Below are 22,344 nucleotides of genomic sequence, written 5' to 3'. Positions count from 1 at the left end.
AGGAATATTATGAGAAAAAACAAACTACTTGCACTGGGATTAGCTGCACTGATGGCAGCGAGTGTAGCGGGCTGTTCCACTCCGAGCGCTTCGGTGGATGATACGAAGGCAGCGGAATCGGGAAGTGACAGTTCCCAGAGCGCAGCAGCGGGCGAAAAGATTTTCCGTTATTCCAACACGGCGGATATCGCGACGATTGACCCTGATAAGACAAACTCTGTAGCAGACGCGACCGTCTCCTATCATATCTATGATGGTCTGTACCGCAATGTACAGGGTGAGCTTCAGCCGGCAACCGCTGAGAGCTATGAAGTCAGCGATGATGGTCTCGTATATACTTTCAAACTCCGTCAGGATACAAAGTGGAGTGATGGACAGACTGTTACGGCTAAGGATTATGAGTACGGTATGAAGCGTCTCTGCGATCCGGCAGCAGCCTGCCCTGCCAGCTATCTGGGTGCTGTTTTAAAGAACGGCGCCAAGGTCAGTGAGGGTGAACTTCCGGTGGATGAACTGGGAGTCAAGGCACTGGATGACTTTACCCTGGAGATTACGCTTGAAAATCCGGCTGATTACTTTGTCAGCATGACAAGCATGAGTGCATTCATGCCGGTACGTGAAGACCTGGTTGAGAAATATGGCAATGAGTTCGGCGGAAGTGCCGACAAACAGGTTTACAATGGACCGTTCGTTGTAAGTGAATACAGTAACGGCAAGGTAGAACTGACGAAGAACCCGGATTACTATGACAATGAAAAGATCAGTCTGGACGGCGTTGAGATTCTGACCGTAGCCGATCAGACTACTGCTGTTTCGATGTTCGATGCAGGCGAGCTGGATCTGGCAGAGGTTCCAACCGAGCTGGCAGCGCAGTATGAGGGCAAGACACAGTCCTACTACAACGGCGCAGACGATTATGCGGCACTGAATCACCGGAATAAATATCTGGCAAACAAGAACCTGCGTCTGGCGATGAACTACGCAGTCAACCGTGAAGAATACATTCTTCTGACCCACAATGGCTTATATCAGGCTAACCAGAGATATGTGCTTCCGCAGGTTCGCGGCGTGGACGGCGAGTACGGCACCGAGTATCCGTTAGAGGCATTCCCACTTCAGGGTGATATGGATAAGGCAAAAGAGTATCTGGATACGGCATTATCTGAATTAGGTCTTTCCAGTGCTTCTGATATTTCCCTGAAACTGGTTGTATCCGATTCTGACACAGCGAAGAAAGAGGCAGAGGTTGTTGCAAACCAGTGGAAGAACAACCTGGGTATCAACGTAGATATCAACATGGTTCCGTACGCAACGAAAAACGCACTCCTGGTTCCGGACAGTGATGAGTACGATATCATCATGAGCGGCTGGGCACCGGATTACTCTGACCCGTACAGCTACCTGGAGCTCTGGTACAGCACCTCCGGCTACAACTACTTAAATTACCACAGTGATGAATACGATAAGTACATCGACGCTTCCAAGACAACTTCCGGTAAAGAGCGTATGGACAATCTGTTCAATGCAGAGAAGACACTCCTGGAAGACGGCGCACTGGTAGCGCTTCAGTTAAGAGAGGTTCCGTATATGGTATCTGACCGTGTACAGAATCTGGGCGCATACTTTGTTGGACTGAACTATGACTATATGTATGTGGACATCACAAACTAATCCATCATCTATCCAAAACATATTGAAAAACCTTAGAAGATGATTGAAGCACCTGCGCTTCAGGATCCGGCAAAGCGGCTGGATTTCTGAAGCGCAGTACATATCCGGTGGCTGCCTGGCGGATGAATGAGCCGTAACCGGCGGCCGGAACAACCGGATTTGGGATGTTCCCGTAGTTAAAGGAGCGTGAACCTATGAAAAAATATATACTGAAGCGGGTGGGAATATCCATTGTGACTGTGTTTGTTCTCGTATCCGTTGTATTTTTCCTGGCAAGGCTGATGCCGGGCGGACCGTTCAATGATCCGAAAATGTCAGCAACCGCAAAGGCCAATTTAAGTGCCTACTACGGATTCGATAAACCCTTACTCCAGCAGTATCTGACATATCTGAATAATCTGATTCATGGAAATTTCGGTTTTTCTACCAAATATCCGAGCCGTACCGTCAATGACCTGTTAGCAGGTGCATTTCCGTATTCGGCAGACCTTGGTATCCGCGCATTATGTTTTGCGATTTCCTTTGGTCTTGTATTTGGTATTATCTCTGCATTAAACCGTGGCAATAAAATTGATTTAATCTTTGTGATTGTAGCTGTATTTGGTACAAGTGTCCCGGATTTTATCATGGGCGCGCTGCTGCAGCATTTCTTTGCAGTCAAATGGGGGTTGTTCCCGATCGCGCAGTACAAGGGCTTCGCCTACACGATCCTGCCGTCGATCGGACTGGGATTCTACACGATGGCGTCCGTCTCGCGTATCATGCGTGCGAGTATGCTGGAGGTAGTCCAGCAGGATTATATCAAGACAGCGCGCTCGAAGGGCATTTCGAAGTTCCGTGTGACCTGGAAGCATCAGATCCGGAACGCGATCATGCCGGTTGTCACAATCCTTGGTCCGACGGTAGCAGCCGTTCTGACCGGTACATTCGTTATCGAGTCCCTGTTTGCTATCCCCGGCATGGGTAAATATTATGTTGAGAGTGTGCAGAACAACGATTACTCCCTGATCCTAGGCATGACGGCGTTTTACGGCACATTCCTGGTATTCTGCAACATGGTAGTTGATATTCTGTATGGCGTGATCGATCCGAGAGTGCGGATCGGTGGAAAGTAGGTGGCAGTATGGGTGAGATGAAAATGAAAGATGGAAATGTGCTGCCTTCTGAGAATTCCGGCGCAGCAGCGGGTACATCCGAAAACTTGACAGATGGACGCGCGATTACCCGCGACAAGTTTGAGATGGTAGGTAAAAATATTGAAAAAATGGAATCGATCTCCCGGCCAAGCCTGACCTTCTGGCAGGAGGCGTGGAGACGAATCCGGACAAATAAGGCGGCATATTTCAGTCTGATTCTGTTGATTGCATATGGACTGTTAGCGATCTTTGCACCGATGTTCAGCCACTACGGATTTGACCAGCAGGATGCCTACTCGATGAGCAAGGGGATTTCAGCAGCTCATTGGCTGGGAACCGACTCTCTGGGGCGTGACCTCTGGGTACGTGTCTGGATGGGCGCGCGTGTTTCTTTGACGATCGGTCTTCTGGCAGCCCTTTTAAATACTGTAATTGGTACAGTGCTGGGCGGTTTCTGCGGCTATTATGGCGGCAAGTTTGATATGATCGTCATGCGTATCATTGATGTTATTTATGGTATTCCATCCCTGATCGTCTGTATTTTGGTTATGGTAGTATTAGGTTCCGGCGTTAAGAGCTTAATCATTGCAATGGTTATTGTTGGATGGACGGGAACCTGCCGTTTCACCAGAGGCGAAGTATACCGCTTGAAAGAGCAGGATTTCGTACTGGCAGCCCGCGTCATGGGCGAGTCGGCGTTCACAATCATCGTGCGTGAGATCATCCCGAATATCATGGGTCTTCTGATCACAAACCTGACAATGGCAATCCCGAGCGCCATCTTCCAGGAGGCGTTCTTGAGTTATATCGGTCTCGGCATTTCCCCGCCGCAGGCAAGCTGGGGCGTTCTGGCAAAAGAGGGAACCCGTATGATGACGGCAGCGCCGCATATGCTGTACGTGCCGGCATTCTTTATCTGTACAACTGTACTGGCGCTCAACCAGCTCGGAAACGGTCTGCGGGATGCATTTGACCCGAGACTGAGAGGAACGGAATAGGAGGTAGGAGACAATGGCTAAAAATATATTGAAAATCAAAAATCTGACCTTTTCGTTCCATACATACGGCGGCGTGGTAAAATCCGTCCGGGATGTTAGTTTTAATGTACGCGAAGGCGAGATTCTTGGAATCGTAGGCGAGAGCGGATGTGGCAAGAGTGTTACCTCCCAGTGCATTTTAAAGCTCAACCCGGAGCCGCCGGGATTTTTTGAGGGCGGTTCGATCAAATATAAAGGCGAGGAGATCATCACCAAGACAGACCGCGAGATGCGGAAAATCCGCGGTGTGGAGATTGGATTTATCTTTCAGGATCCGATGACCTCGTTAAACCCGACCATGACGGTTGGAAAACAGATCGAGGAGGTCTTTGTCGGACGGAAGGGGATGACCCGGGCAGAAGTCAGGGAACGGGCGCTGGAGATCCTGCGTCTGGTCGGCATTAATGAGCCGGAGCGCCGTTATAAACAGTATCCGCATGAGCTGTCCGGCGGTATGAAACAGCGTGTCATGATCGCAATCGCGCTGGTTGGCAAGCCAAGCATCATCATCGCGGATGAGCCGACGACCTCGCTGGATGTAACAATCGAGGCACAGATCCTGGATCTTCTGAAGGAACTGCGCGATAAGATGAACACCTCGATTATCTTGATTACCCACGATCTCGGAGTTATCGCCAAGATGTGCGACCGCGTGCTTGTTATGTACGGCGGCAAGGTGGCTGAAAAAGGAACGGTTGATGAGATCTTCTATGAGACGGCACATCCGTACACGGCAGGTCTTATCAAATCAATCGCTACGCTGGATACCTCCAAGAATCAGAAGCTGGTGCCCATCGACGGAACACCGCCGGATCTGTTTGCACCGCCGAAAGGATGCCCGTTTGCAGCGCGCTGTGAGTTTGCGATGAAGGTCTGTTATGAAGAACAGCCGGAATTTCACAGGCTTTCAGACGAACATACCTGTGCATGCTGGCTGCAGCATGAGTATGCGCCGAAGGTGGATATCATGAAGGGGCTGACTGAGGCGCAGAAACAGGAAGAAGAGGAAAATGTTGCGGCACTGCCGGAAGAGAAACGGAGGGGACACCATGGCAAAACGAATTGATAGGAGCACACCCTTGTTTCAGGTCACCGATCTCTGCCAGTATTTCAACGTCGGCAGGGGAAAAGTGCTGAAAGCAGTTGATCACGTGCATTTTACGATTTATAAAGGGGAAACGTTGGGACTGGTAGGTGAGAGCGGATGCGGCAAGTCCACGACGGGACGGTGCCTGGTAAAGCTGTATGAGCCGGCAGCAGGCACGATCACCTATAAAGGAAAAGATATTTTTAAATACACCCGTGAAGAGGAAAAAGCATTCCGCAAGAATGTGCAGATGATCTTCCAGAATCCGCATTCTTCCCTGAACCCGCGTATGACGGTCAAGGATATCATCGGTTCCGGCATGAAACTGCATGGACTGGCGACGGACAAGGATGTGGATCAGAAGGTAGAGGCGATCCTGAAGCGCGTCGGTCTGAACCGCGACCATATGTCCCGTTTCCCGCATGAGTTCTCCGGCGGTCAGAAACAGAGAATTGGTATTGCCAGGGCATTAGCGGTCGAACCGGAGTTTGTGATCTGCGACGAGCCAATCTCCGCACTGGATGTTTCAATCCAGGCGCAGGTTTTAAATATGTTAAAGGAACTGCAGGAAGAAATGGGACTGACCTATCTCTTCATCGCACATGACTTGAGCGTCGTCAAATACATTTCCGACCGTGTTATCGTTATGTATCTGGGAACGATGGTTGAATTTGCCGATTCCGAAGAGCTGTATGCACATCCGCTGCATCCGTACACGCAGGTGCTTCTGTCCTCGATTCCGGTTGCGGATCCGAGGCTGGTGCGTGAGAAGAAGCGTATCATGGTTAAGGGCGAGATTCCAAGCCCGATCAACCCGAAGGACTGCTGCCGTTTTGCCGAGAGATGTCCGTATGCGACGGAGGAGTGCAGGGCGAAGCTGCCGGAACTCCGGGAAGTGACGCCGGGGCATTTTGTGGCTTGTCATATGGTAAAGTAAATTAAATAGATTCGTGAAGGCGTCGAAGCTGACGGGGACAGGACAGCCTGGCTTCTCAGACTTATCATTGTTCGCTTGCTTTCGCTACAGATGCTCGCCTGATGCGGACTTACATCTGCTTCATTCGGACATCTGTGCTCAAAATGCGTACAATTTGATAAGCTGAAAGCCAGACCGCCCTGTCCTCGTCAGCTTCTTAGTTTTTTGGCTAATTGAGGGAGTAATTGTAGACATTGATCGCCGACTGGTGTAAAATATTAGTTAGAATTTTTTTAAAATTATGGCTGAATTTGGAAAATTTTAACGATATATAACAGAAAGGTGGATTTTCTATGCAGTACGATTTTGATACACCGATCGATCGGACCCATACTTGGTCGATCAAGCATGATTTTAAGAAAGAAAATGGGAAAGCGGATGATATTCTGCCGCTCTGGGTGGCGGATATGGATTTTCGATCGCCGGACAGCGTGGTTGAAGCGCTGAAAAAGGCAGTAGATCACGGGATTTTCGGTTACAGCCGGGCAGATGAGTCGTACTTTGATGCGGTGGCAGCGTGGTATCAGAAACGCCATCATCTGACTCTGCAGCCGGAGTGGATGACCTGCACGCCAGGTATCGTGTTTGCACTCTCGATCGCAGTGCGGGCTTTTACCCAGGAGGGCGATGCGGTGTTGATCCAGCCGCCGGTCTACCATCCATTCAGCCGGGCGATCCTCCGCAATAAGCGGACGCTGGTGGAGAATCCGCTGGTTTTAAAAGATGGACATTATGAGATGGATCTGGAAGAGTTGGAGCAGAAGGTGCTGGATGAGCATGTCAAACTGATGATTTTATGCAATCCGCACAATCCGGTTGGCCGTGTCTGGACGAGGGAAGAGCTGACCGCACTGGCTGACATCTGCCTGCGCCACCATGTATACGTGATCAGCGACGAGATCCATGGCGATTTTGTATGGCAGGGGCATGAGCAGACTCCGTATGCGTCGATTTCAGAGGAAGCATGCCTTCATTCGATGATGTGTACAGCGCCGAGCAAGACCTTCAATCTGGCTGGCATGGCGACATCAAACCTCTTTATCCCGGATCCGGAGATGCGGCGTAAATTCCGGTCGGAGCTGCTGGATGTTGGTCAGGAAAATATGAACCGTCTGGGATTGTTCGCCTGCCGTGCAGCGTATGAAGGCGGCGGGGAATGGCTGGATCAGCTTATCGGCTATCTGGCTGGCAATCTGGCACTGGTGCGCGATTTCTGTAAAAACCGTGTGCCGCAGATTCAACTGGTAGAACCGGAGGGAACGTATCTGGCATGGCTGGATTGCCGTGAACTGGGGATGACGGATGATGAATTGATGGCATTCTTCTCGAATGAAGCGAAGGTATGGCTGGATCCGGGCACGCATTCGGGTGAACAGGGATCTGGATTTATGCGCTTTAATCTGGGCAGTTCGCGCAGTGTGATTGCACAGGCGCTCGATCAGATCGAGGCGGCATGGAAAAAACGGAACGCATAATGAAAAATAGCAGAACCGTAAAAATAAAACGTTCGGAGGGATTGCATGGAATTTGAAGAAGTGGAGAATATTGGACAGCGGATCAAGGAGATTCGCAAGAGTAAATCTATCACGATCCAGAAGCTGTCCCAGTTTACCGATCTGTCAGTGGGATATCTGAGCAATCTGGAGCGGAACCAGGCAAGCCCGACGCTGAACAATTTGCAGCGCATCTGCGTGGCGCTTGGTATTTCGATCCGGGATCTGCTCAGTCCTTCCGGCGAGGAGAGAACCCTGATTCGCCAGGAGGAGCAGCAGTTATATGAATATGATGAGTACAAGCTTCAAATCCGCCGTCTGGATTTTGGAAAGAAACGCGGTATTTATGAGTTTTCAACCTATGATCCAGAGACAAAAGATACACCGCCGTCCTGGGGGCTGCATCCATACGCGGAGGTCGGAGTCATTCTGGAAGGCAAGATGGAGGTCAATCTGGATGGAACGGTTTATCTCTTAGGACCGGGCGATTCGATCTATATCAAGCCGAATCTCTATCACACGATGCGGAATGCGGGCGATACTCCCTGCCGCTCCTTCTGGCATCTGCAGATTATGGATGATTCTGTATAATTGACGGGATGAATTGATCTTGAAATTTGGACAATTCACTCGTATAATAAAGGCTGTACGTTGGGCTATACAGAATATTGCAAAAGTCCATGGCCGGAGACAAATTTGCGTGGATTTTTGTCTGGTAACTGTGAAACTGCAGAAACAGCTGCCAGAAAAGTACATCGGGAAAAGGGAGGATAGAGTTGCATGGCCAAAAACAAGAAAATTGTACGCTACAGAAAGCCATTGAATATCAATGTAGGCATGATCATTTTTGCCATGATTTTCGTCTATCTTTCTTTCAGTGTCTACACATATCTCAGGCGGGATCACGTCCAGTTTTATGAGGTCGTCGAGGGAAGTATTGTAAATAATAAAGAATACAACGGAATCCTGTTTCGGGATGAGACAGTGGAAAATGCACCGCAGACCGGGTACGTCAACTATTATGTGCGCGAGGGAAAGCGGGCAGGCGCTGGATCGCGCGTCTATTCGCTAGATGAGACCGGCGAGCTGGGGAAATTTTTGGAAGAAAATCAGTCCTCTGGGGTGTCCCTGTCAGCAGAAAATCTGGCTGATTTGAAGAAACAACTCAGTTCGTTCTGTTTATCCTACAACGATCAGCGCTTTGAAAGCGTCTACGACGCCAAATATTCTTTGCAGGCTTCGGTTGCAGAGTATATGAATTTCAATGCGCTGGGCGATATGGATGCACAGCTTCAGGCACAGGGGATCAATTACAAACAGATATCGACGCCCCAGCCGGGTATTATTTCCTATGTGACCGATTCTTTTGAGGGAGTCGCGCCGGAGGAGGTGACGGCGGATTCGTTTGACCGGAGTCAATATACGCGGCAGGTGGGACGAGCTGGGGAGCTGATCGAGGCGGGCACGCCGGTGTACAAGATCATCACATCGGAGAACTGGAGTATCGTGTTTCAGATGGATGACAAGGATAAAGAGCAGTTTGCCGATCAAGATACACTGACGATCGAGCCGTTGGGAAGTGATATGAAATTCCGGGGAAATTATTCGATGTTTACCGGTTCCGATGGCAATCTGTATGGACGCCTGGATCTGGACCGTTACATGATCCAGTTTGAATCCGAGCGTTTTATGACCTTCGAGATCTCCAGCGAGGAAACGCAGGGACTTAAAATTCCGGTATCATCGGTGATGGAGAAGGAATTTTATACCATTCCAGTTGATTATATGACAACGGGCGGCAACGCTACTGAAGATGAGGTTGGCTTCAATAAAGAAGTTTACGGCGAAGGCGGAAAGGCGTCGATTGAATTTGTCACGCCGGAGATTTACAGCTCGACCGATGAGTATTATTATGTCGAGAAGAGCGACGATGGGCTGTTAAAGAGCGGCGATTATCTGGTGAAGCCGGATTCAAACGAGCGCTTCCAGGTAGGACCGACGGCAAAGCTGACAGGTGCTTACAATATTAATAAGGGATACGCGGTGTTCAAGCAGGTGAAAGAACTTGCAAATAGCGGTGAATATTACATTGTAGAAAAAGGAACCAAATATGGATTATCGGTTTATGACCATATCGTGTTGGATGCCAGTACCGTATCGGATGGTCAGATCGTATATCAGTAATGATATTTCCAAAATATAGAGATAAGGAAGGTGTATCACATATGGTTCAGGAACAGTTAGAAGAAGTACGTCAGAATATACGGAACGCCTGCGAGCGGAGTGGACGGAAGGTGGAGGATGTCACGCTGATCGCGGTCAGTAAGACAAAACCGGTGCCGATGCTTCAAGAGGCATATGATGCCGGCGCCAGAGATTTCGGCGAAAACAAGGTGCAGGAGATTCTGGAGAAGGAACCGCAGCTGCCGTCTGATATCCGTTGGCATATGATTGGACATTTACAGAAAAATAAAGTCCGTCAGGTAATTGACAAGGCAGTTTTGATTCACTCCGTCGATACGGTGGGACTGGCAGAGCAGATCGAAAAAGAAGCGGTCAAACGTGATCTGGACGTTTCTATTCTTCTGGAGGTCAATGTCGCCGGAGAAGAGTCCAAATTTGGTTTTGCCCCGGAAGAAGTCGAGGAAGCGGCACGCGAAATTGCAAAGTACCCGCATGTCCACATACAGGGACTTATGACGATTGCACCATTTGTAGAGAATTCGGAAGAAAATCGTGGTGTTTTTAAAAAATTATATGAATTATATGTTGACATGAAACGGAAAAACATTGATAATGTTACTATGAATGTCCTTTCGATGGGAATGACCGGAGACTATCAGACAGCGATTGAAGAAGGTGCAACTATGGTAAGAGTCGGTACGGGCATTTTTGGAACCAGGGCAAAGATAGGAGAGAAATAGGGTTATGAGTATTCTGAACAAATTAATGGATACAATGCGTCTCACAGAGAATGATGACGATTACTTCGATGAGGAAGATTACGAAGAAGAAAAACCGGTGATTAAGAAGCGTTCTTTCGGCAAGAGGGACGAAGAGATGGATGATTACCGCCACGAGGAGGAATCTAAGCCGCGTTTTCTGCCACGTTCCTCTAACAACAAGGTAGTGCAGATGCGCCGCAGCATGGAAGTATCTCTGATCAAACCTACTTCCATGGAGGATACGAGAGAGATTTGCGATTACCTGCTGGCTGGAAAAGCTGTTGTTTTAAATATGGAAGGAATCCACATGGAGGTTGCACAGCGTATCATTGATTTTACCTGTGGCGCGACCTATTCGATGGATGGAAATCTCCAGAAGATTTCCAATTACATTTTTATTGCGACACCGTCATCGGTTGAGCTGTCCGGCGACTTTCCCGAACTCTTAGCAGACGGTTCCATGAATGTTTCCGGGATGAATCTCCACTTCTGATACTGATATACTCCCAGGTTCGCTATATATCTGAACCTGGGAGTATTTATTATACAATCGGAAATTTGTGTGATTTCTGATTGTATACAGGCCTTTCGGGCAGGAGCACACTTTATATAAGCACTTTCGAACAGGAGTAGAAACACGCGATGCTGCAGGAAAAAGAAGAACAGCTTTTAAAAAAGAGAATGATAGAACTGGCCGGACTCTGTTATCAGCGCGATATACAGACAAGTACCGGCTTTTTGTCGTTAAATGAACAGACGATCTTTCACTCGATCGAGAAGACGCTGCCGCCGGTGCGGACTTGCCTGACGGGCGGCTTTGAGGGCGCAGAGCGCAAACTTCTTTGTTTTCTGGCTTCGTATGACGATGAGGAGTTTGGACTTCCGATCGCCGTGTTGGAGGTCATTCCGGCAAACCTGCGCTACAGTGAGGCGCTGACGCACCGGGATTATCTCGGGGCGCTCATGAACCTGGGGATTGAGCGCAGCTGCATCGGGGATATTCTGATGAAGGAAAATGGCTGCTGCGTCTTCTGCCAGGAAAAGATGGTGGATTATCTCTGCCAGGAACTCACGATGGTGCGCCACACCTCCGTGATCTGCCGCAAGGCGGACGCGACGGAGCCGATCACACCGAAGATGGAGCGCGTGAGTGGAAGCGTTGCATCACCGCGTCTTGACAGTGTGATCGCGATGGTATTTTCATCCTCCCGCACGAAGATACTGCCGCTCATTGAGGGCGAAAAGGTGTTTATTGACGGGAAACAGGTGACTTCCCCGGCGGTGCAGCTTAAAGAGGGCGAGATTGTATCTGTGCGCGGCATGGGAAAATTCCGCTTTGCCGGGAGCGGGGGATTGTCGAAAAAGGGACGTCTGTATGTTTATGCGGATAAATATGTGTAAAAAAGAAAGGACTGAAAACAAATGACAGCTGTAAAGAATGAGAAAATGAATCGCGTAACCGTTCACCTGGACGAGAAGCCGATCTATGATATTGTGATGACCGAAGATTTTTCGGCACTTCCGGGTGAAATCGAAAAACTCTCCATTTCAAACCGCCGTCTCTGCATCGTGACGGATTCGAACGTAGAAAAATTATATCTGAATGAGGTAAAAGAACTTCTGGCGCCGTGCTGCAAGACGGTAATTTCGTTCGTATTTCCGGCGGGCGAGGAGCACAAAAACCTCGACACCGTCCGGGATTTATATGAGACCTTGATTTTGAACCATTTTGACCGCAACGATATGCTGGCAGCACTCGGCGGCGGAGTTGTGGGCGATCTCTGCGGATTCGCGGCGGCGACCTATCTGCGCGGCGTTGCCTTCATGCAGATTCCGACGACGCTTCTTTCCCAGGTGGACAGCAGCATTGGCGGCAAGACGGGCGTTGATTTTGACGCGTACAAAAATATGGTTGGCGCGTTTCATATGCCGAAGCTGGTATTTACCAATATCAATACGCTTCAGACGCTTCCGGACAACCAGTTTTCCGCCGGTATGGGCGAGGTTATCAAACATGGTCTGATCAAGGATGCGGCATATTATGAGTGGCTGCTTGAAAATGCGGCAGATATCTGGGCGAGAAAGCCGGAGGCACTCCGCAAGACAGTGACCTGGAGCAATGAGATCAAGCGTGCTGTGGTAGAGAAGGATCCGACCGAAAAAGGCGACCGTATGCTTTTAAACTTTGGTCATACGCTGGGACACGCGATCGAGAAGCTGAAAAACTTTGAACTTCTGCACGGTGAATGCGTGGCACTCGGCTCGCTGGCAGCGATGAAACTGTCGGAAAACCGCGGCATGATCAAACCGGAGGAAACAAACCGCTTCAAAGAAGCACTGGGAGAATTCCATATCGGTACGCAGGTATCCGGGCTTGAAAAAGATGCGATTGTGGCAGCGTCCAAGAACGACAAGAAGATGGATTCCGGCATCATCAAATTTATTCTTATTCATTCCATCGGCGACGCCTACGTGGATCGCACGGTAACCGAGGACGAGATGAAACAGGCACTCGATCAGGTGCTGGTATAATAGCAGGAAAGGAATCAGGTGCATGAACACGAAATTACGACAGTTCTTTATCTTTTTTATCGGGCTGGGAGTCAGCATCGGACTGGATCAGTTTACAAAACATCTGGCAGTTGTCCATCTGAAAGGGCAGAAGCCATTTGTGCTCATTAAGGGTGTGTTTGAATTTTATTATTCTGAAAACCGCGGCGCTGCTTTTGGAATGCTGCAGGGACGGCAGGGATTCTTCTTCCTGATTGCAGCGGCAGTCATTCTGGCAGTGTTGTGGGCGGTTTACCGGATGCCGGCAGGGAGACGGTATCTGCCGCTGATGTGCAGCTTGTTTCTGCTCGTATCAGGCGCAGTTGGCAATATGATCGACCGTCTGACACAGAAATATGTGGTGGATTTCCTGTATTTTAAGCTGATTGATTTCCCGATTTTTAATGTGGCAGACTGCTATGTGGTGATCGCGACTTTCTCGCTGATCCTTCTGTTTTTCTTCTTCTATTCGGATGAGGAACTGGAATTTCTTTCTTTTAAAGGTGCGAAAAAGGAGTCGGGGCGATGATGCAGGAATATCTGGTTCCAGAAGAGGCGGCTGGAACCCGCATCGATAAATTTCTGGCGGACGCCTGCCCGGATCTGTCCCGTTCCTTTTTGCAGAAACTTCTGAAAGAGAGCAGCGTTACAGCAGACGGAAAAGCGGTTAAAAGCAGTTTCAAGGTAAATGGTGGGGAAACTATCGCCTTTGAAGTTCCAAAACCGCAGGAGGCGGCGATCGAGGCGGAAAATATCCCGTTGGACATTTTGTATGAAGATTCGGATATAATTTTAGTCAATAAGCCGAAGGGGATGGTTGTCCATCCGGCGGCAGGGCATTATACGGGGACTCTGGTCAATGCGCTGATGTACCATTGCAAGGATCAGCTCTCCGGCATCAACGGAGTCATGCGCCCTGGGATCGTCCACCGGATCGATATGAACACGACCGGTGTGCTGGTGGTGTGCAAGAATGATTTCGCCCACAATTCACTTGCAGAACAGCTCAAGGTGCATTCGATCACCCGCGTGTATTATGCCATCGTATTTGGCAATCTGCGCGAGGATGAGGGCACTGTCCATGCACCGATCGGGCGTCATCCGACGGATCGCAAGAAAATGAGCATCCACTCCAAACAGGGGCGCGATGCGATCACGCATTACCGCGTACTGGAACGCTTCGGGGCGTATACATTTATCGAGTGTCGCCTGGAGACGGGACGCACACACCAGATCCGCGTCCATATGGCAAGCATCGGTCATCCACTTCTGGGCGATGAGGTGTACGGTCCGGCGCGGCAGCCATTTTCACTGGAAGGGCAGACCCTGCATGCGGGAGTCTTAGGCTTTATCCATCCGCGGACCGGGGAGTATGTGGAGTTTTCTGCGCCGCTGCCAGCGTATTTTGAAGAACTGCTGGAGAAGCTGCGGAAAAAAGCTGGAAAGTAAAAGTAACGTGAATAGTAAGATCGTTCTGATTCGTATACACATTCTTTTCAGATAGTTTATTTCTGTGTCGCTAAGAAATACCTTTTATTCCGAAAAAATGATGACTTTTCAGATAGCTTGTGTTATAATAAAGGCAGAACTTGAAAGGAGTTGAGGGAGACATGAAAAGAAATTTAGTAATTACAATCGGTCGCGAATGCGGCAGCTCCGGAAGAGCGATTGGACGAAAACTGGCGGAATCATTGGGAATCAAGTGCTATGATAAAGAGCTTCTTGCACTGGCAGCGAAGAACAGCGGTCTCTGTGAAGAGCTTTTTAAGACGCATGATGAGAAACCAACCAACAGCTTCTTATATTCACTGGTAATGGACACCTATTCAATGGGTTATAATACATCGGCTTATATGGATATGCCGATCAACCACAAGATTTTCCTGGCACAGTTTGACACGATCAAGAAACTGGCAGATGAAGAATCCTGTGTCATTGTAGGACGGTGTGCGGACTATGCGCTGGCAGATTATCCGAACGTAGTGTCTGTTTTCATCTGTGCAGATGAGGAAGTGAAGATTCAGGAATTGATGAAACGTCACAATATTACCCGCGATAAGGCAAAAGATGTGATGATCAAGACCGATAAGCAGCGTTCTGGTTATTATAACTATTATTCCAGCAAACGCTGGGGCAGCTCCAAGAGCTATAACCTCTGCATCAACAGCAGTGTCGTAGGCGTCGACGGTGCCGTAGAAATTATTAAGGAATTCGCCAAAAAGAAACAAGAATTTCTTAAGGTAAACGAGAACGCATAAAAGTATAATTAAAACCGGTGTGTTTGAATTTCTGGTGAAGAATCAGAAAGGACGCACCGGTTTTTTGCGCCTGGATGCTTTGAAGATGAGATTGCGTTGGGGTATAAAAACAAAATAGTTACTTAAGATTTTGAATGTAGATACATGAAGAAAATGATGATGAAAGAAAAACATTCTTATATAATCCGAACGGCGCTCATGGCGGCATCGGGTATTTTATTGTGCGGGATTGCCGAAACAGTGCGCCCGGAGGTGGATTTATCAGTCGGTGTGCCTGCTGATAAAGTTGTGATTGCAGATGGGATTTTAGACCAGGAGACACAAAATGATACAGACGAATCCTTCTGCGACCGTCTGATGAAGAAAATGGTACACCCGATTCACATGGCATCCCGATTTTTAAATGGTCTGGGAGCAGACTCGGAAGAATATGTTCCGTCGGAAACGGAGTATAACCTGATGACGCTCCGGACGGAAGAGAGCGCTGTTGATCTGTCTGATCCATTGGCGGCATTTGAGTCTCTTCCATGGTATAAACTTGCAAAACGATTCCGGAGTATGGGGACAGAAGATACCTGGGGCGCGAAGATGTACGAAGCGCTTGGAACGCGGGATGCACAGTGGATATCGGAGATCTACGGGTGGATCCAGACGACACCGCTTACGGCTTCCCAGAAAATGGGGCTGCCAGCTGCACAGGTACTCGGCAGCTATGATCCCTCCAATCCAGAGCATAACGCGCAGGACCCGGCGAGCTGGGTAGTTCCAACTTGGAAAAATATCCGTTTCCAGATATGCGACGGAGACGGAAAGCCGACGTCCCTGGCATCCAATGCGACCGATATTTTGTCTATGGCAAATGTATATACATACAGCCTTGACTGGAAAAATACAGATCTGTTCAATACCTATATCAATCAGCTCTGGACCAGTTCCCACCAGTACCACGTGAGCATTAGCAATGTGTATTACTGTGAGGGCTGTACAGAACTGCCGGACGAGCCGGTAACAGAGGAAACAGCAGATGACGATGTGGAGAGCGGCAGTGCAGCAGGAGAGGCATCCTCGGAGGCTTTAGATGCCCAGGGCGCAGGAGACAGTCAGACAGCGGCAGAAGAGCCGTTAACGGAGAGCGAGGCGGCATCCACAGCAAATAATTATGTCAAACCGGCACAGGGACCGGGGGCTTCCACACAGGAGCAGGCAGCCGAATCAAAAGCGGTTGCGTCCCCGTCAGAGGCGACGTTCAGTGCGGAGAGCGCTGCGGCAGTTACATTAAATGAAAACGGAAAATATTGCCCGGGACACGTTGATCTGACTATTACCGTTAAGACAACCGGTCTGAAAGAGAAGCATAATCTGTTTGCACTCGATGGAACGGGAAATCAGGCTGTCGGGAACTGGCAGGGTTGGACGGAAGAAAAACAGACAGCCGCCCAGACACTCGCTGCTCAGGATTGGCAGGGAATGTACGGGCTTGCCAGTTCAGAGTTTGCACTCGGGAATCCGCTGACACCGGCAGAAATTGCGTCTTACCTGGATTTACTTCCAGAGGATTTATCACCGGAGCGGCGTGCCGTTATCACATGCGCGCTCAATTCCGTTGGCAAGATTCCATATTATTATGGAGGAAAACCGAGTACAGCAGGACTTTCCGGCAATCATTTTGCCAGCGTGACAAGCCCGGATTACAAGGGACGGATTTTGTCAGGGCTTGACTGTTCTGGATGGGTCAACTGGGTATACTGGACCGCGCTTGGCAATAGAATGGGTGCCGCCAGCACCTACGAGATTGTGCGGACAGGACGGGCGATCAACAGCGCAGAGCTTCAGCCGGGCGACTTGCTTGTCCAGCTTGGCGGTGATTCGCACGTTGTAATGTTTTTAGGCTGGAACGCAGACAGAACCATACTGGGCGTACATGAATCCGGCAGTGCACGCAATGTAACGGTCGGAAAGGTCCATGCGGTCTGGCCGTATTACCGGGCGTTTTTGGATTAAGAAGTGAATAAAGAATAAAATGAATATGAATTAGTCATAAGGGATTTTGAGCTGGATGGATGTTGCCTTTGTTTTTTGCTGGAGTGTTTGCTGGTAAATGGCAAAGGCGGCATCCATCCATTTTGTGTTTAGGTTTGTTTTTATGCTGAAATACGATATTGAATAATTCGTAAAAAGATTTATTTACAAATAAAGGGAAACATGGTATGATAGGGAGATGGACATAACTATTCGTGAAAGCCTACTTTATCGAATAGTTTGAAATATAAATATGCATATGCACTTAATCTATTTGCTAAACTATTCATTCGTTATATTTGAAAGGATGTTCTCATGAAACTTCAACGTCTTCTAAGTTTAACCCGCCAGGCGGTTGATGACTATCGTCTGATTCAATCCGGCGATAAAATAGCTATCGGTATTTCTGGCGGTAAAGACAGCCTGACACTTTTATATGCTTTACAGGGGCTTCGCCGGTTTTACCCGGAACCATTTGAACTTTGTGCTATTACAGTTGATCTGGGCTTTCAGGCACTTTCTCCGGAGGTTTCGAACCGGTTGTCGCCGACGCTTTCATCGGATGCGGCTGCATTTGATTTAAAACCGGTTCAGGAGCTTTGTGATGAATTAAACGTGCCCTACACGGTCGTTCCGACGGAAATCGGCAAGATTCTCTTTGAAACCCGTCAGGAATCTAATCCATGTGCGCTCTGTGCCAAGATGCGAAAAGGCGCTTTAAATGAAGCGGCTCTGAAACTTGGCTGTAATAAAATCGCCTATGCACATCACCGTGACGATCTGATCGAAACCATGCTTTTATCCTTGATTTATGAGGGGCGTTTCTATTCCTTCTCGCCGAAAACCCATTTGGACAAAACGGGATTGACGCTGATCCGCCCGCTGATATATGTCCAGGAAGCCGATGTGATCGGATTTAAAAACAAATATCATCTTCCTGTCTGTAAAAATCCATGTCCCGTAGATGGAAAAACAAAACGCGAGTATGTGAAACAATTAACAAGGAAACTCAACCATGATTCACCGGGGGTAAAGGATCGATTTTTCCATGCGATTATTGATGGAAACAATCCCGGATGGCCGGAACGGACCGATCGACACCTGAAAAATTTGATACATTCGGACCTTTCATCATCACCAAAGGAGGAATTGTGATATGGCTGCACTCTCCTACCACGAACAGGAAGACATCGAAAACACAAAACGAATCCGAGGCATTCTGAAAGAGCTGCCATCGTTCTGTACCGATTTCTTCCGCGGCATTGAACCTCGTACATCAGCGCGCACCCGGCTTGCGTATGCCTATGATTTAAAGACATTTTTTGATTTCTTGAAACAAGCAAATCCAGAGCTTAAATCAAAGAAGCTGCGCGATTTGCCGCTCTCTCTTCTGGATGAAATCAAATTGATGGATCTGGAAGAATATATGGAGTATCTGAAATGTTATTCGACCGAAAAACGTGAGGATCTGATGAATACAGAGCGGGGTATCATGCGGAAAGTTTCGACGGTTAAGAGCTTTTACAACTACTTTTACCGGACCGAACGGATTCAGAATAACCCCGCTTCTCTTCTGCAGCTTCCCAAGATTCATGAAAAAGAAATTATACGCCTTGATGTTGACGAGGTGGCGCGTTTCCTGGATGAGGTTGAGGATGGAGAATGTCTGACTGAAAAACAGAAAGCCTACCATGCAAAGACCAAGCTGCGAGATCTGGCGATGATGACGCTTCTGCTTGGTACGGGGCTTCGTGTATCAGAATGTGTCGGACTGAATATCAACGATGTTGATTTCCGAAACGGTGGTCTTAGGATTCATCGAAAAGGCGGAAAGGAAGTCATCGTATATTTTGGTGCCGAGGTAGAATATGCGCTTCAGGACTATCTCAGCGAGCGTGAACATATTGTCCCAGAGGAAGGCAGCGAAGAAGCACTCTTCCTCTCCATGCAGCGTAAGCGCATTAACGTACGCAGCGTGGAAAAAATGGTCAAAAAATACGCACAGCTCGTCACACCGCTAAAAAAGATCACGCCACATAAGCTCCGCAGCACCTACGGCACGAATCTGTACCGTGAAACCGGCGATATTTACCTCGTCGCGGATGTTTTGGGACACAGTGATGTCAATACGACGAAGAAGCATTATGCGGCGCTGGAGGATGAACGGCGGCGAAGCGCAAGGAATAAGGTGCAGCTGAGAGAAAAAGAGTAAAAAGTAAGAAAAGTAAAAAAATTTTTTAGGTAAAAAAGGCTAATTTCGTACTTTATTTCCGTGTAAAGTGAAAATAGTATTTTGCTAAAATAAAGTTCAAAATTCATATTTGCCAAGTAAAAACCGATGACCTCGACTGCTTATAGTCTATGCCATCGGTTTTCCTAGTTCAAGCACTCTCACTCTGCTTCATCTGTGTCTCAATAACTTCGTCTAAGTTGGCTGCTGTAGTTTGTTCACTCATAGCCTTCTGCCTCTAATAATAAACACTGCAAAGGTTTAAAATATCCTGCAACAGATCATACTCCATCTTTGCCTTATCATTCATTTGATAATTTATCAGAGCATTTTGCGAGTACATCGCATCTACGCTTTGCGTTTTCGTTGAAAATTCCATCAAAGTATCCGGGCCAATGCCCAAACTGGTAAAAATTTTATTCAAATGCTTATCGAATGAGCTTTTACTATCTATCTCGCCATTTAAAATTTTATCTAAAGTAGGTCGAGAAATTTCTGCCTTTTTGCAGAACGATACCTTAGAGAATCCATTGCCACTGATGTAGTCCTTTAATTTTATTCCTGTCAGTTTTCTCATTTCAAAAAGTTCATCAAAACGCACTCTCTATCTCTCCCAGTAACAAATTGTCAATAGTTTTTTAATCACTTTTCTTAAAAAGGAAAAAAATAGAACGTATAGTAAACGCTATGGTGCGTTGACAACGTATAGATTATTTCCATACGCTCTATCTCTCATTTCGTAAACGCTCCATAGCAAGTACCTTGCCAGCCCAAAGTGCTGCAACATGGTTTTGCAAGCAATAATCCGCAACGTTCGCTCCTCCAGTATTCACCTGTAATCTCCATACCGCCATCTTCTCATCTCCCCGCTTTCTTCTTTAGTGCTTATCCACCTTCCGCTTCGGGAACCATCCTTTTTCCACTCTTTTTTCCTGTTCTTTCAGTTCCTTAATGCTCCAAAAGCAACTGACGCCCAAGACACCCAGGGAAACCGACCAAAGTATTTCCTGCATTCTTACGGATAGAATCATACACAAAATGCCCACCAGCAAAAATACCGGCCAACAGCGGCTTCCAAAGTAATACTCCGCATATATAACAATAGGATGGAACAATCCAATCAGAAAAAAGGTAAGCACACCAATCAATATCCCACTAAAATTCATCATAACTCCTTGTCCTTTTCCTTATACAAACAGCACATTATCGCAGACCGGCGCAACTTATCTTCTGCGTGCAACAGTCGCCCTCAACAGCATATCCAATATGCGCAAAGAAGAAGTATTGCAATATAGAACTACAACCTTCCTCTTCCATATTTTTTAAATATCTGACACATTTTTACGGATTGCATTTTTTACACGGATCATAACCTGCAGCAATCAGCGCATCCCTACTCTCTGATGAGGATTTTTTATTGCTCTCCTTCATCTGTTTGACCGATGAACAGGACGGCCGATGAAATTTCTTTGTATTGGTATTGAGGATATAGGATTCCGTGTTGGTCTGCTGAGAAGCTGCCTGCGTAACAGCCTGTGTGGCCTGCTCTGTTTCTGCCGTCTTGTTTGTTCCAGAAGCCGAGCTGTCCCCCGTCGCATAATTGATGTTAAAGGTCGCTTTACCCATTTTGAGGGATGTAAAGTGACCTTCTCTTAGTCAAATATAATGCCGTTCCTTTCTTCGCAAACCTTTACAGAAAGTACAAGCATCCATGTTTCGTTTTTGATAAAGAATCCGTTGCTTTGGTGAGCACTTATAATCGTGTGCACACACTGGGCATGTCCAACAAACAGGTGTTATGCAATTATCCAAAATCTGATCAGGATCACATAACAAATAGTTATCCAAATGGTTCCACTCATTCATTAAATCCGGATGCAATACGGCAAAGGAATTAACACCCGGAAGAACTTCTTTCATTGAACAATACACACAATCCACGTTTCCCGTTGCCATATCTCGAATAGAACTTATATATTCGCCACCACAATCAGGGCATTTCCAAAGTGCTCGGTAACATGAATTATTTAAATAATGTGACATTGGTTCTTCATTATTAGAAGACCATCGCGACATTAATTCTGGATTCGTTAACTTGAATTGACATAAACTTTTTCTTAAAATCACCTCCTCGTCTACTTCCTTTCACACTATCACCTCCAGAATCACACGCGCTCAAATGACAGATATCTCGTTCCCTGAAACGTAAGTTTCCCAATGTCGCCTTCCGCCAGCATTCCATATTCTCTGCCAGAAACCGACAGTTCCATCCGGTCACCGCTCTCTACCTGAAACGTGACATAGTAGCTGGTACTTGAAGTCGAATGGTAGCCATGAGTTCCAGACAGGTCACCCGCATTTGCATGGCTATGATGTGTGATATTTTCACGCTTTGCGACGATGGTTGCACTCACCGACAAACGCGGTGACTGATTGTTTTTATGCCATGTTCCGATTCCTGTCACAAACTGGAAGATGATCATGCCAAAAACCATTACGAAGATAATCGGAAACATAAACTCAAACAGCATAAACATATAGCTCACCTCTTCTTCATCTTTCGTCCAATGATTACTCTGAGCACAAAACATACGACAATCACGAAAAGCGAGGCAGCGATATACAGTAATGCTTCTGTATACCACGGTGCAGAATACGATTCGTATAGTTTCGGAAAGCGCTTATACCCATAGAAATCCATACCCGTTTTAATCACAATTATGTAGAAACTCGCATAGATAATATATTTTAATAAATCGTATAGTCCATCGTCTCCGCGATATTCTGTTTTAACCTTTTAGCATCGGCAAACTGGAATTTTCAAATTAGTCTTTGCAAATAACCTTTGAATCTTCACCATCAATTACAATTCCCTGACGGTTGTTAATTGGGCATAGATTCAAATCCGAAAACTCAGTCATTATTTTCTCGGTAACTTTCTT

At 47.5% G+C, this 22,344-nt stretch carries 22 protein-coding genes and 1 pseudogene; 18 read left to right on the top strand and 5 right to left on the bottom strand.

Annotated features, from left to right (window positions below; translation table 11 throughout):
• The first annotated feature begins 9 nt into the window (after positions 1 to 9).
• The 18 genes from DW720_RS10515 to DW720_RS10430 all read left to right on the top strand — a co-directional run bounded on the left by DW720_RS10515 (position 10) and on the right by DW720_RS10430 (position 19,384).
• Complete coding sequence (locus tag DW720_RS10515; protein WP_106999856.1) at positions 10 to 1,671, top strand: peptide ABC transporter substrate-binding protein; 1,662 nt, start codon at positions 10 to 12, stop codon at positions 1,669 to 1,671.
• 194 nt (positions 1,672 to 1,865) lie between these two features.
• A complete protein-coding gene (locus DW720_RS10510; RefSeq protein WP_117795360.1) occupies positions 1,866 to 2,786 on the top strand; it encodes an ABC transporter permease in 921 nt (306 codons plus the stop codon).
• A gap of 8 nt (positions 2,787 to 2,794) precedes the next feature.
• Positions 2,795 to 3,805, top strand: a complete 1,011-nt coding sequence (locus tag DW720_RS10505; RefSeq protein ID WP_243032140.1) for an ABC transporter permease — start codon at positions 2,795 to 2,797, stop codon at positions 3,803 to 3,805.
• A gap of 13 nt (positions 3,806 to 3,818) precedes the next feature.
• Positions 3,819 to 4,910, top strand: coding sequence for an ABC transporter ATP-binding protein (locus DW720_RS10500; protein ID WP_118749603.1), 1,092 nt, complete (start codon positions 3,819 to 3,821; stop codon positions 4,908 to 4,910).
• Entirely contained in the window at positions 4,894 to 5,868 is a 975-nt protein-coding gene (locus DW720_RS10495) for an oligopeptide/dipeptide ABC transporter ATP-binding protein (RefSeq protein ID WP_118650713.1), read from the top strand. Before DW720_RS10500 ends, DW720_RS10495 begins: the two co-directional genes overlap by 17 nt.
• A 332-nt stretch (positions 5,869 to 6,200) precedes the next feature.
• A complete protein-coding gene (locus DW720_RS10490) occupies positions 6,201 to 7,382 on the top strand; it encodes a MalY/PatB family protein (RefSeq protein WP_117795364.1) in 1,182 nt (393 codons plus the stop codon).
• Positions 7,383 to 7,427: 45 nt separating this feature from the next.
• The gene (locus tag DW720_RS10485) at positions 7,428 to 7,991 is read left to right on the top strand and encodes a cupin domain-containing protein (RefSeq protein ID WP_117795366.1); all 564 of its coding nucleotides are present in this window, start codon (positions 7,428 to 7,430) and stop codon (positions 7,989 to 7,991) included.
• Positions 7,992 to 8,180: 189 nt separating this feature from the next.
• On the top strand, positions 8,181 to 9,584 hold the full coding sequence (locus DW720_RS10480; protein ID WP_118749602.1) for an HlyD family efflux transporter periplasmic adaptor subunit: 1,404 nt from the start codon (positions 8,181 to 8,183) through the stop codon (positions 9,582 to 9,584).
• A gap of 41 nt (positions 9,585 to 9,625) precedes the next feature.
• Entirely contained in the window at positions 9,626 to 10,324 is a 699-nt protein-coding gene (locus DW720_RS10475) for a YggS family pyridoxal phosphate-dependent enzyme (RefSeq protein ID WP_106999861.1), read from the top strand.
• A gap of 4 nt (positions 10,325 to 10,328) precedes the next feature.
• Positions 10,329 to 10,838 (top strand): cell division protein SepF, encoded by a 510-nt coding sequence (locus DW720_RS10470; protein WP_022358650.1) that lies wholly within the window; start codon positions 10,329 to 10,331, stop codon positions 10,836 to 10,838.
• 149 nt (positions 10,839 to 10,987) lie between these two features.
• Complete coding sequence (locus DW720_RS10465) at positions 10,988 to 11,746, top strand: YlmH/Sll1252 family protein (RefSeq protein WP_243099726.1); 759 nt, start codon at positions 10,988 to 10,990, stop codon at positions 11,744 to 11,746.
• A gap of 21 nt (positions 11,747 to 11,767) precedes the next feature.
• Complete coding sequence (aroB, locus tag DW720_RS10460) at positions 11,768 to 12,877, top strand: 3-dehydroquinate synthase (RefSeq protein ID WP_118749601.1); 1,110 nt, start codon at positions 11,768 to 11,770, stop codon at positions 12,875 to 12,877.
• A 22-nt stretch (positions 12,878 to 12,899) separates the two neighbouring features.
• Positions 12,900 to 13,424 carry a signal peptidase II gene (lspA, locus tag DW720_RS10455; protein ID WP_117795372.1) on the top strand — a complete coding sequence of 175 codons (525 nt, stop codon included), beginning with the start codon at positions 12,900 to 12,902 and terminating at the stop codon, positions 13,422 to 13,424.
• A complete protein-coding gene (locus DW720_RS10450) occupies positions 13,421 to 14,344 on the top strand; it encodes an RluA family pseudouridine synthase (protein ID WP_118467668.1) in 924 nt (307 codons plus the stop codon). Before lspA ends, DW720_RS10450 begins: the two co-directional genes overlap by 4 nt.
• A gap of 161 nt (positions 14,345 to 14,505) precedes the next feature.
• On the top strand, positions 14,506 to 15,153 hold the full coding sequence (locus tag DW720_RS10445; protein ID WP_118637307.1) for a cytidylate kinase-like family protein: 648 nt from the start codon (positions 14,506 to 14,508) through the stop codon (positions 15,151 to 15,153).
• Between the two features lie 144 nt (positions 15,154 to 15,297).
• Positions 15,298 to 17,154 carry an NlpC/P60 family protein gene (locus DW720_RS10440; RefSeq protein ID WP_118749600.1) on the top strand — a complete coding sequence of 619 codons (1,857 nt, stop codon included), beginning with the start codon at positions 15,298 to 15,300 and terminating at the stop codon, positions 17,152 to 17,154.
• A gap of 333 nt (positions 17,155 to 17,487) precedes the next feature.
• Positions 17,488 to 18,327, top strand: coding sequence for a tRNA 2-thiocytidine biosynthesis TtcA family protein (locus tag DW720_RS10435; protein WP_118749599.1), 840 nt, complete (start codon positions 17,488 to 17,490; stop codon positions 18,325 to 18,327).
• A 1-nt stretch (position 18,328) separates the two neighbouring features.
• Complete coding sequence (locus DW720_RS10430) at positions 18,329 to 19,384, top strand: tyrosine-type recombinase/integrase (protein WP_118749598.1); 1,056 nt, start codon at positions 18,329 to 18,331, stop codon at positions 19,382 to 19,384.
• A 256-nt stretch (positions 19,385 to 19,640) separates the two neighbouring features.
• On the opposite strand, the gene DW720_RS10425 is transcribed toward DW720_RS10430, so the two are convergent.
• The 5 genes and pseudogenes from DW720_RS10425 to DW720_RS10395 all read right to left on the bottom strand — a co-directional run.
• On the bottom strand, positions 19,641 to 20,003 hold the full coding sequence (locus DW720_RS10425; protein WP_118293712.1) for a helix-turn-helix transcriptional regulator: 363 nt from the start codon (positions 20,001 to 20,003) through the stop codon (positions 19,641 to 19,643).
• A 277-nt stretch (positions 20,004 to 20,280) separates the two neighbouring features.
• Positions 20,281 to 20,568 (bottom strand): DUF4491 family protein, encoded by a 288-nt coding sequence (locus DW720_RS10420; RefSeq protein WP_117795386.1) that lies wholly within the window; start codon positions 20,566 to 20,568, stop codon positions 20,281 to 20,283.
• Positions 20,569 to 20,743: 175 nt separating this feature from the next.
• On the bottom strand, positions 20,744 to 21,028 hold the full coding sequence (locus tag DW720_RS10415; RefSeq protein WP_118749597.1) for an Ada metal-binding domain-containing protein: 285 nt from the start codon (positions 21,026 to 21,028) through the stop codon (positions 20,744 to 20,746).
• Between the two features lie 539 nt (positions 21,029 to 21,567).
• Entirely contained in the window at positions 21,568 to 21,939 is a 372-nt protein-coding gene (locus DW720_RS10405) for a DUF2500 domain-containing protein (RefSeq protein ID WP_106999873.1), read from the bottom strand.
• A gap of 288 nt (positions 21,940 to 22,227) precedes the next feature.
• Positions 22,228 to 22,344: pseudogene (locus tag DW720_RS10395) on the bottom strand (peptidase S51); the annotation flags it as partial.

Origin of the sequence: Clostridium sp. AM27-28 (assembly GCF_003480955.1) — a bacterium.
GTDB lineage: Bacteria > Bacillota > Clostridia > Lachnospirales > Lachnospiraceae > Otoolea > Otoolea fessa.
This window is presented reverse-complemented; position numbering and strand designations above follow the sequence as displayed.

What these genes read in the sequence shown, in the direction of transcription:
- aroB (WP_118749601.1), top strand. Translation starts at nt 11,768, where the DNA reads ATGACAGCTGTAAAGAATGAGAAAATGAATCGCGTAACCGTTCACCTG.
- DW720_RS10510 (WP_117795360.1), top strand. Translation starts at nt 1,866, where the DNA reads ATGAAAAAATATATACTGAAGCGGGTGGGAATATCCATTGTGACTGTG.
- DW720_RS10435 (WP_118749599.1), top strand. Translation starts at nt 17,488, where the DNA reads ATGAAACTTCAACGTCTTCTAAGTTTAACCCGCCAGGCGGTTGATGAC.
- lspA (WP_117795372.1), top strand. Translation starts at nt 12,900, where the DNA reads ATGAACACGAAATTACGACAGTTCTTTATCTTTTTTATCGGGCTGGGA.
- DW720_RS10500 (WP_118749603.1), top strand. Translation starts at nt 3,819, where the DNA reads ATGGCTAAAAATATATTGAAAATCAAAAATCTGACCTTTTCGTTCCAT.
- DW720_RS10515 (WP_106999856.1), top strand. Translation starts at nt 10, where the DNA reads ATGAGAAAAAACAAACTACTTGCACTGGGATTAGCTGCACTGATGGCA.
- DW720_RS10485 (WP_117795366.1), top strand. Translation starts at nt 7,428, where the DNA reads ATGGAATTTGAAGAAGTGGAGAATATTGGACAGCGGATCAAGGAGATT.
- DW720_RS10440 (WP_118749600.1), top strand. Translation starts at nt 15,298, where the DNA reads ATGAAGAAAATGATGATGAAAGAAAAACATTCTTATATAATCCGAACG.
- DW720_RS10480 (WP_118749602.1), top strand. Translation starts at nt 8,181, where the DNA reads ATGGCCAAAAACAAGAAAATTGTACGCTACAGAAAGCCATTGAATATC.
- DW720_RS10405 (WP_106999873.1), bottom strand. Translation starts at nt 21,939, where the DNA reads ATGTTTATGCTGTTTGAGTTTATGTTTCCGATTATCTTCGTAATGGTT.
- DW720_RS10420 (WP_117795386.1), bottom strand. Translation starts at nt 20,568, where the DNA reads ATGAATTTTAGTGGGATATTGATTGGTGTGCTTACCTTTTTTCTGATT.
- DW720_RS10505 (WP_243032140.1), top strand. Translation starts at nt 2,795, where the DNA reads ATGGGTGAGATGAAAATGAAAGATGGAAATGTGCTGCCTTCTGAGAAT.
- DW720_RS10430 (WP_118749598.1), top strand. Translation starts at nt 18,329, where the DNA reads ATGGCTGCACTCTCCTACCACGAACAGGAAGACATCGAAAACACAAAA.
- DW720_RS10470 (WP_022358650.1), top strand. Translation starts at nt 10,329, where the DNA reads ATGAGTATTCTGAACAAATTAATGGATACAATGCGTCTCACAGAGAAT.
- DW720_RS10450 (WP_118467668.1), top strand. Translation starts at nt 13,421, where the DNA reads ATGATGCAGGAATATCTGGTTCCAGAAGAGGCGGCTGGAACCCGCATC.
- DW720_RS10465 (WP_243099726.1), top strand. Translation starts at nt 10,988, where the DNA reads ATGCTGCAGGAAAAAGAAGAACAGCTTTTAAAAAAGAGAATGATAGAA.
- DW720_RS10495 (WP_118650713.1), top strand. Translation starts at nt 4,894, where the DNA reads ATGGCAAAACGAATTGATAGGAGCACACCCTTGTTTCAGGTCACCGAT.
- DW720_RS10475 (WP_106999861.1), top strand. Translation starts at nt 9,626, where the DNA reads ATGGTTCAGGAACAGTTAGAAGAAGTACGTCAGAATATACGGAACGCC.
- DW720_RS10490 (WP_117795364.1), top strand. Translation starts at nt 6,201, where the DNA reads ATGCAGTACGATTTTGATACACCGATCGATCGGACCCATACTTGGTCG.
- DW720_RS10415 (WP_118749597.1), bottom strand. Translation starts at nt 21,028, where the DNA reads ATGGGTAAAGCGACCTTTAACATCAATTATGCGACGGGGGACAGCTCG.
- DW720_RS10445 (WP_118637307.1), top strand. Translation starts at nt 14,506, where the DNA reads ATGAAAAGAAATTTAGTAATTACAATCGGTCGCGAATGCGGCAGCTCC.